This window comes from Polaromonas sp. (assembly GCF_031411155.1).
Classification (GTDB): domain Bacteria; phylum Pseudomonadota; class Gammaproteobacteria; order Burkholderiales; family Burkholderiaceae_C; genus Polaromonas.
Genome location: NZ_JANOAL010000144.1, coordinates 1 through 7,059 on the forward strand (window position 1 = coordinate 1; position 7,059 = coordinate 7,059).

At 64.0% G+C, this 7,059-nt stretch carries 8 protein-coding genes and 2 pseudogenes; 4 read left to right on the forward strand and 6 right to left on the reverse strand.

Annotation, left to right across the window (positions count from 1 at the left end; genetic code table 11):
* A pseudogene (locus RMO23_RS09620) lies at positions 1 to 217 on the forward strand (UDP-N-acetylenolpyruvoylglucosamine reductase); the annotation flags it as partial.
* 29 nt (positions 218 to 246) lie between these two features.
* The gene (locus RMO23_RS09625) at positions 247 to 636 is read left to right on the forward strand and encodes a thiol-disulfide oxidoreductase DCC family protein (RefSeq protein ID WP_309680877.1); all 390 of its coding nucleotides are present in this window, start codon (positions 247 to 249) and stop codon (positions 634 to 636) included.
* Between the two features lie 119 nt (positions 637 to 755).
* Here RMO23_RS09625 and argG read toward each other — a convergent pair whose 3' ends face one another.
* A complete protein-coding gene (gene argG / locus RMO23_RS09630; protein ID WP_309680879.1) occupies positions 756 to 2,093 on the reverse strand; it encodes an argininosuccinate synthase in 1,338 nt (445 codons plus the stop codon).
* 16 nt (positions 2,094 to 2,109) lie between these two features.
* Complete coding sequence (locus RMO23_RS09635; RefSeq protein ID WP_309680881.1) at positions 2,110 to 2,448, reverse strand: pyrimidine/purine nucleoside phosphorylase; 339 nt, start codon at positions 2,446 to 2,448, stop codon at positions 2,110 to 2,112.
* Between the two features lie 116 nt (positions 2,449 to 2,564).
* On the opposite strand from RMO23_RS09635, the gene RMO23_RS09640 reads away from it, so the two are divergent.
* Together RMO23_RS09640 and RMO23_RS09645 are read left to right on the forward strand one after the other, a co-directional pair.
* Positions 2,565 to 3,140, forward strand: coding sequence for a sigma-70 family RNA polymerase sigma factor (locus RMO23_RS09640; RefSeq protein ID WP_309680883.1), 576 nt, complete (start codon positions 2,565 to 2,567; stop codon positions 3,138 to 3,140).
* 106 nt (positions 3,141 to 3,246) lie between these two features.
* Complete coding sequence (locus RMO23_RS09645; RefSeq protein ID WP_309680884.1) at positions 3,247 to 4,029, forward strand: anti-sigma factor domain-containing protein; 783 nt, start codon at positions 3,247 to 3,249, stop codon at positions 4,027 to 4,029.
* A 70-nt stretch (positions 4,030 to 4,099) separates the two neighbouring features.
* On the opposite strand, the gene RMO23_RS09650 is transcribed toward RMO23_RS09645, so the two are convergent.
* From RMO23_RS09650 to RMO23_RS09665, 4 genes and pseudogenes are all read right to left on the reverse strand, one after another.
* Complete coding sequence (locus RMO23_RS09650; protein WP_309680886.1) at positions 4,100 to 4,840, reverse strand: hypothetical protein; 741 nt, start codon at positions 4,838 to 4,840, stop codon at positions 4,100 to 4,102.
* 179 nt (positions 4,841 to 5,019) lie between these two features.
* Positions 5,020 to 5,367, reverse strand: coding sequence for an ArsC family reductase (locus RMO23_RS09655; RefSeq protein WP_309680888.1), 348 nt, complete (start codon positions 5,365 to 5,367; stop codon positions 5,020 to 5,022).
* A gap of 97 nt (positions 5,368 to 5,464) precedes the next feature.
* Positions 5,465 to 6,676 (reverse strand): DUF5666 domain-containing protein, encoded by a 1,212-nt coding sequence (locus tag RMO23_RS09660; RefSeq protein WP_309680890.1) that lies wholly within the window; start codon positions 6,674 to 6,676, stop codon positions 5,465 to 5,467.
* Positions 6,673 to 7,059, reverse strand: a pseudogene (locus RMO23_RS09665) (hypothetical protein); the annotation flags it as partial. The pseudogene RMO23_RS09665 and the gene RMO23_RS09660, both read right to left, overlap by 4 nt.

Genomic DNA, 7,059 nt, shown 5'->3' on the forward strand with positions numbered 1-7,059 from the left:
GCTGGCGGCGGGCTGGCTGATCGACGCCTGCGGCTGGAAGGGCAAGTCCATCGGCAACGCCGGTGTCTACGACAAGCAGGCGTTGGTGCTGGTCAACCGGGGCGGCGCCAGCCACCCGGTGACGGGCGGCGAGGTCATGACGCTGGCCAAGGCGATCCAGACCAGCGTCTACGAGCGCTTCGGCATCCTGCTGGAACCCGAGCCGGTGGTCGTCTAAGGCCAGACGCCGGGCCGAAAGCGCAGACCATGATTGTGGTGTTCGATGCGCAATGCCTGCTGTGCGACGGCTGGGTGAAGTTTTTACTGCGCCACGACCAGCGCCGCGTGCTGCGTTTTGCCTCGATCCAGGGCGCGCACGGCCAGGCTTTTCTGGCGCAGGCCGGGCTCAAGGTGGAGGGGCTGCAGACCCTGCTGCTGGTCGATGGCGACCGCGTCTGGCAGCACACGGCGGCCTTGCTGCGCATGTTTCACGCGCTGGGCGGTGCCTGGCGGCTGGCGTGGCTGGCCTGGCTGATACCGGCCCCGCTGCGCGATGCGCTGTACCGTTTTCTGGCGCGCCACCGCTACGCCTGGTTTGGCCGCAGCGAGAGCTGCCTGCTGCCGCCCGCCGATTACGCGCAGCGCTTTCTGGACTGACTGGAAATCGCTTGAACGCATAAAACCACCTTGCGGTGGTTTTATGTTGCTATATTTTTTATAGCTTCTGATGCCCATATTACCTGGGCTACAGCCATTTGAAGTGCCAAAAAAGCACTTTACTTGGTGTCGCCCTTGCCCAGGCTAGGAAAGGCCAGGCCATCGCCCACCGACAGCAGGCCGGCCTGGGTGTAAATGGCCAGCTTGTCGCGGGTGTCGATGATGTCCAGGTTGCGCATGGTCAGCTGGCCGATGCGGTCCAGTGGCGTGAAGGCGCCTTCGACTTTTTCCATGCTCAGGCGCTCGGGCTTGTAGGTCAGGTTGGCCGACTCGGTGTTCAGGATCGAGTAGTCGTTGCCGCGGCGCAGTTCCAGCGTCACTTCGCCGGTGATGGCGCGCGCCACCCAGCGCTGGGCCGTCTCGCGCAGCATGATGGCCTGCGAGTCAAACCAGCGGCCCTGGTACAGCAGCCGTCCCAGCTTGCGGCCGTTGTCGCGGTACTGCTCGATGGTGTCTTCGTTGTGGATGCCGGTCAGCAGGCGCTCATAGGCAATGAACAGCAGCGCCAGGCCGGGGGCCTCGTAAATGCCGCGGCTTTTGGCTTCGATGATGCGGTTTTCGATCTGGTCGCTCATGCCCAGGCCGTGGCGGCCGCCGATGCGGTTGGCTTCGAGAATCAGCTCGACCAGGCTGTCGAAACGCTGGCCGTTCAGTGCTACCGGCTGGCCTTCTTCAAAGCGCACCGTGACTTCCTCGCGCTTGACCTCGACCTCGTCCTTCCAGAAAGCCACGCCCATGATGGGGTTGACGATCTTCATGCCGCTGCTGAGTTGCTCCAGGTCTTTGGCCTCGTGCGTGGCGCCCAGCATGTTGGAATCGGTGGAATAGGCCTTTTCGGCCGACATCTTGTAGCCAAAGCCGGCCTGGGTCATGAAGGCCGACATTTCGGCGCGGCCGCCCAGCTCGTCAATGAACAGTTGGTCCAGCCAGGGCTTGTAGATTTTGAGGCTGGGGTTGGTCAGCAGGCCATAGCGGTAAAAGCGCTCGATGTCGTTGCCCTTGTAGGTGCTGCCGTCGCCCCAGATGTTGACGTCGTCTTCCTTCATGGCCGACACCAGCATGGTGCCGGTCACGGCGCGGCCCAGCGGCGTGGTGTTGAAGTAGGTGACGCCGGCGGTGGTGATGTGAAAGGCGCCGGCCTGCAGCGCGGCAATGCCTTCGGCGGCGAGCTGGCTGCGGCAGTCGATCAGGCGCGCCTTTTCGGCGCCGTACTGCATCGCCTTGCGCGGAATCTCGTCGTAGTCGGGCTCGTCGGGCTGGCCCAGGTTGGCGGTGTAGGCGTAGGGAAGCGCGCCCTTGAGTTTCATCCAGTGCAGGGCGGCGCTGGTGTCGAGGCCGCCGGAAAACGCGATGCCGACTTTTTGGCCGGTGGGCAGGTGCTGAAGAATGGTGCTCATGGTGAAAATCCTGAAATCAACCGAAATGACAGATGTAGTGGTAGGCCGCGAAGCCGTCGGCGACCCGGATGTCGAACGTTGAGTGGGCGGGGACGCTGAACTGCTCGCCGACCGAGGACTTGACCCAGGCCTGGCTGCCGGCCAGCTTGTACTCGCAGGCGCCGCCCACGCATTCCATGATCTCGGGCGCGCCGGTGTTGAAGGTCAGGGTGGCCGGCAGCGCAACGGGCAAGATAACGCCGACCGATTTTTTCGTGCCGTCGGCCAGCGTGATGCCGTGGCTCACGCATTTGCCGTCAAAGTAGACATTGGCCTGGGTCGTGACGCTGATGTTGTCGATTTTTTCGGTGGTCATGGGCAAGTGGATAGCTAGGTAAGCACCGATTTTAGGTTACCCGGCCGTTCGCTTTGAATCCGCCGGGCCGGTGGCGGCGTATCTGTAATGCCTAGTAATGCTTGACAATGGTGTTCATGAAACCAGAAAGCCCGGATAGCCACTTGATTGCGCTGATCGACCGTGTTGCCCTTGCCGACGAATTGGCATTGAGGGAGTTGTACGACCTGACCTCGTCCAAGCTTTACGGCGTGGCGGTGCGCGTCGTCAGCAACCGTGAATGGGCCGAGGATGTGCTGCAGGAAGCTTTTTTCAATATCTGGCGCATTGCCGGTGACTACAAGGCCACGCTGTCGCCGCCCATGGCCTGGATGGGGTTGGTGGTGCGCAGCCGCGGCCTGGATTTTTTGCGGCGCCGGGCGGTGGGCCGCGCCGACATGATGCACGAACTTGATGACCTGATTTCCGACACCGTGGCCGGTGATTCGCCCAACCCCATGGACACCACGCAAGCCAGCGAGCAGGCCTGGGCCCTGCACCAGTGCCTGGGCCAGCTCGAGCACAAGCAGCGCGAAGTCGTCAGCCTGGCTTACCTGCGCGACCTCAGCCATGGCGAGCTGGCCCAGCAGCTCAAGCTGCCGCTGGGCACCGTGAAAACCTGGATTCGGCGCGGTTTGGAACAACTGCGTGGTTGCATGGCGAGGTTTGCATGAATATGGCCCCCACGCTCTTCACTTCGTGTCATACGCTGCCTCCCGAGGGGGTTGTGCTTGCTTGGGGCGGCCCGGCGTTGCGCACTGATGTTGCCGAGGTTGCACCATGAATATTTCAAACAACCCGACATTGATCGAGCAACTGGCGGCCAGCTACGCGCTGGGCACCTTGCGCGGTGGCGCGCGCCGCCGCTTTGAAGCGCTGGCGCGTGACAACGCCACCCTGCGTGCCGCGGCGCTGATCTGGCAAAGCCGGCTGGCGTCGGTGGCTGAATTGCAACCGCAGGCGGCGCCCAGCCCGGTGGTGTGGCAGCGGATTGAAAACCTGGTCAGGGCCGACCAGGAGGTTAAGGCCATGCAGGCCGCGCGTGCCAAACCGGTGACGGCTGCGGCCGGTGGCTGGTGGGCCAGCCTGGGCCTGTGGCGCGGCGCAGCCGGCGCGGGCGCGCTGGCGGCCGTGGTGGCGCTGGTGACGGGGCTGAACCTGAACACGCAGCTGAACGGGCAGGTGCAGGAACTCACGGCAAAACTTTCCGCCACGCCCGAAATCCAGTATGTGGCGGTGCTGGCCGACGACAAGGCCTCGGCGTCGATGCTGGTGACCTTTGACCCAAAAAACAAAAAGCTGTTGCTCAAGCGCGTCGGGGATTTTCGTGAGCAGGCCGACAAGTCGCTGCAGCTGTGGGCCTTGCCGCCCGGCAGCGGACCCAAATCGCTTGGCGTGCTGGGCAGTGAACCGGTGCTTCGCCTGACGGCCGCCCACAGCGACGTGCGCGAAGTGCCCACGCTGGCCATCAGCCTGGAGCCCAAGGGCGGCGTGCCGCCGGGCAGCGGGCCGAGCGGGCCGGTGCTGTTCAAGGGCGCGCTGATTCAGACGGTGCCGCAGTAAGCGCCCGCAAGGCGGGATTCAGCCATAAAAAAAGGGGCGTCCAATGCCCCTTTTTCATGCCTTTCAGCGCTCAGCGCCAGTGACCATGGTGCCCGCCCCCATAACCCCGGCTGTAGCCAAAGTTTAGCGACAGCCCGATGGGCGCGAAGTAAGGCCGGGGGTAGTAGGGCTGGACGTACTGCGGCTGGCCGTAATAAGCGGGATACACCGCCGGCTGCACATAGGTGGCGACGGGCTGGACGTATACCGGCGCCACCGGCGCAGGCTGCAGGTAGGCCTGCGGCTGGGCCGGCAGACCCGGCTGGGGCGCGGCGCTGATGGCGCCCACCGGCGTCACCTGCAACCGCACATAAAGGCCGGGGTCGGTCGCCATCTGGGTGGTGTATTGCTGGCTCTGGTATTCATAGACCACGTTGTAGTGGCTGGGGCGGTTTTCGTAATAGGTTTGCGTGCTGCACTGCTGCACGTTCTGGACCTGGCTGCCGCCGCCCTCGATGCTGTCGCCAATCATGGCGCCGCCGACCAGGCCAAGCACGGTGGCTGCCGCGCGGCCGCCGCCATGGCCAATCGCGTTGCCGGCCGCGCCGCCGGCCAGCGCGCCCATCAACGCGCCCGCGCCCGACCTGGGCGCCTGCACGACGACGGCCTGGTTGCTGCAGACCTGGCGTGGCACGGCCACCTGCTGCACCACCGGGGTGCTGGAGATCACGCGCGCCAGAATGTCGGTGGCACAGGCCGGCACGGCCGCCAGAGCGGCGCTGGCCACGATGGCCGCGATGGCCAGCGATTTGGGAGTCGGAACGTTTTTCATGATGCAAACCTCACTTTTCAGCAAACGGCTGAAGCTGTTCCGTTTTAACGGGTTTATCGGTGACCCGGATGACGGCTTGGCGTCAAGCCTGATTTTAGTGAGTCAGAGTCGGTTTGAGCCGCCGAGTTCGGTCAATCCACTGTAAAGCTGACCAGAAGAGAACCATTGCCTGGCGCCGTTTAAGGCCGGGTCGCCCAGGCTGCGGCATCAAAGCCGACCGTGACGCGGCCATCGCCCCATTCGACGACCGGGCGCCTGATGACGCTGACCTGCGCCCGCATCAGCGCCTGGGCGCTGGCGTCATCGCGCACGGCGGCCTGCTGGCCGGCGTCCAGTTGGCGCCAGGTCGTGCCCTTGCGGTTGAGCAGCGTTTCCCAGCCGACGGCCTGCTGCCAGTGCGCCAGGTTGGGGTCCGGCACGCCCTGCTTTTTGAAGTCGTGGAACTGGTAGTCCAGCCCCTGTTCAATGAGCCAGGCGCGGGCTTTTTTGACCGTGTCGCAATTGGGAATGCCGTAGAGCGTGATCATGGCGCGAATTGTGCGCGAAAAAAGGGCGGGCATGGTGCCCGCCCGACCAGGGCTGCAAGGGAGGAGGGAATGCAGCCTTGCGAGAACCTGCCCGAACTTACTCGAACGAAATCCGGGCCGCCTTGAGCTGTGTGCCGTCCGCCGAGGCCACCCCCTTGACTTCGACGCTCACGCCGTTGGCCAGGTCGGCCGCCGTTTTGCCGGCGGGGCGGAAGTCGGTGGTGGTGCTGTAGTCCACGGTGACGCCGCGCAGCACAAAGGTTTTAGCGGTTGTGTTCAGGCTGCCGATCGCGCCATGCAATTCGAGCTTGAGCGGGTCGTTTTCATCTTCCCGTTCGACCTTCTTCGCCACCAGCACGCCATTGACCAGACTGCCCTCGACCTCGACGCGGTCGCCGAGCTTGAGGCCCGCCGGCACGGTGACACCCGTTGCATCAACCGGCTGCCCGTTAACGCTGAACTTGCTGCTTGAGGTGAACGCGGTGATGGTGCCCTCGATTTCGGCTTCATCACGGTCTTCGACCTCCACCTCGACCTGGCGGATTTTCAGCGCCTTGCGCGTGCCGCTGGTCAGGACGGGCTCGAGCCGCACCCGCACCAGCATGCCGTTGGCCAGGGTCAGGCCGGCGGGGATGTCGACAGGCGCGGCAAAGCTGATGGTAAGCGTGCCGATCTTGAAGGTTTTGGCGGTGGTGTCCAAAGCGCTGATGGTGCCCTGCAGCTTGAAGGCCTTGACGCTGGCCAGCAGTTTGCGCTCGACGCGGGTGGCGGTGAGGCGGTTGGTCACGGGGTCGACAAAGCCGTGCACTTCGACAATGTCGTTCACCGCCAGCGCCGGGAGGCCGGTCAGGCCGTCCTCGAAAATGGTGGTGGTCGTGACCTGCACGGTTTGCCCGAGCACCACCAGGGTCTTGGCGCTGGCGTCAATGCTGGCAATCGGCCCCAGCAACTCACTGCGCACCTCGATGCTGTCCGCGTCCGCGCGGTCGCCGTTTTTCGGCTTGCCTTTTACCCGCACCATCATGCCCAGCTTGAGCTTGCCGCGCATGTCCCGGTTGTCGTCATCGACATCGAGAATGCTGCTGGCCGTGGCATCTTCAAACCGGATGCCGCCAACGATGATGGAGCCAAAGCCGGCGATCGGCCCTGACGAGAAAGAGCCGGTGCCGCCGCTGCTGACACCGGCGCTGCCGCCACCGCCACCACCGCCGCAGCCCGCCAGTGCCATGGCACTGCCCAGCACGGTCAACAGCAGTCCTTCCCGGCGCGTGATGCCATCGGTGACCGGGGTGTTCAGTACGTTTTTCATGATGTGCTCTCCTTGGGGGTTGGGGGGATGGGTGATGCAGCAGGCGCTGCCATGGTCTGCGACCAGGTGAACAGGCCAATGCGCAGACTGTGCGCCTGTGCGCGGCCGGTCTGCCGGTCCGTTTCGATCATTTGTTCCAGTTGCGGTGCAACTCGCGCCAGCATCGCGTTCCACTGGTGTTGCATCAGTTCACGGGCCTGGGTGAGTGATTGCGTGGACATCTCATCAGCAAAAATGGATTGCTCCATCTGCTGCTTGCCATCGTGCAGAACGTTGTCGACGGCCGCACGAAAGTGATCGCCCACGTTGTCACCCAGGAAAATCAGCATACGCGCCCAGTCGCCGTGTGGCACGAAGGCTTCTCCTAACAACTGCACGCTGTC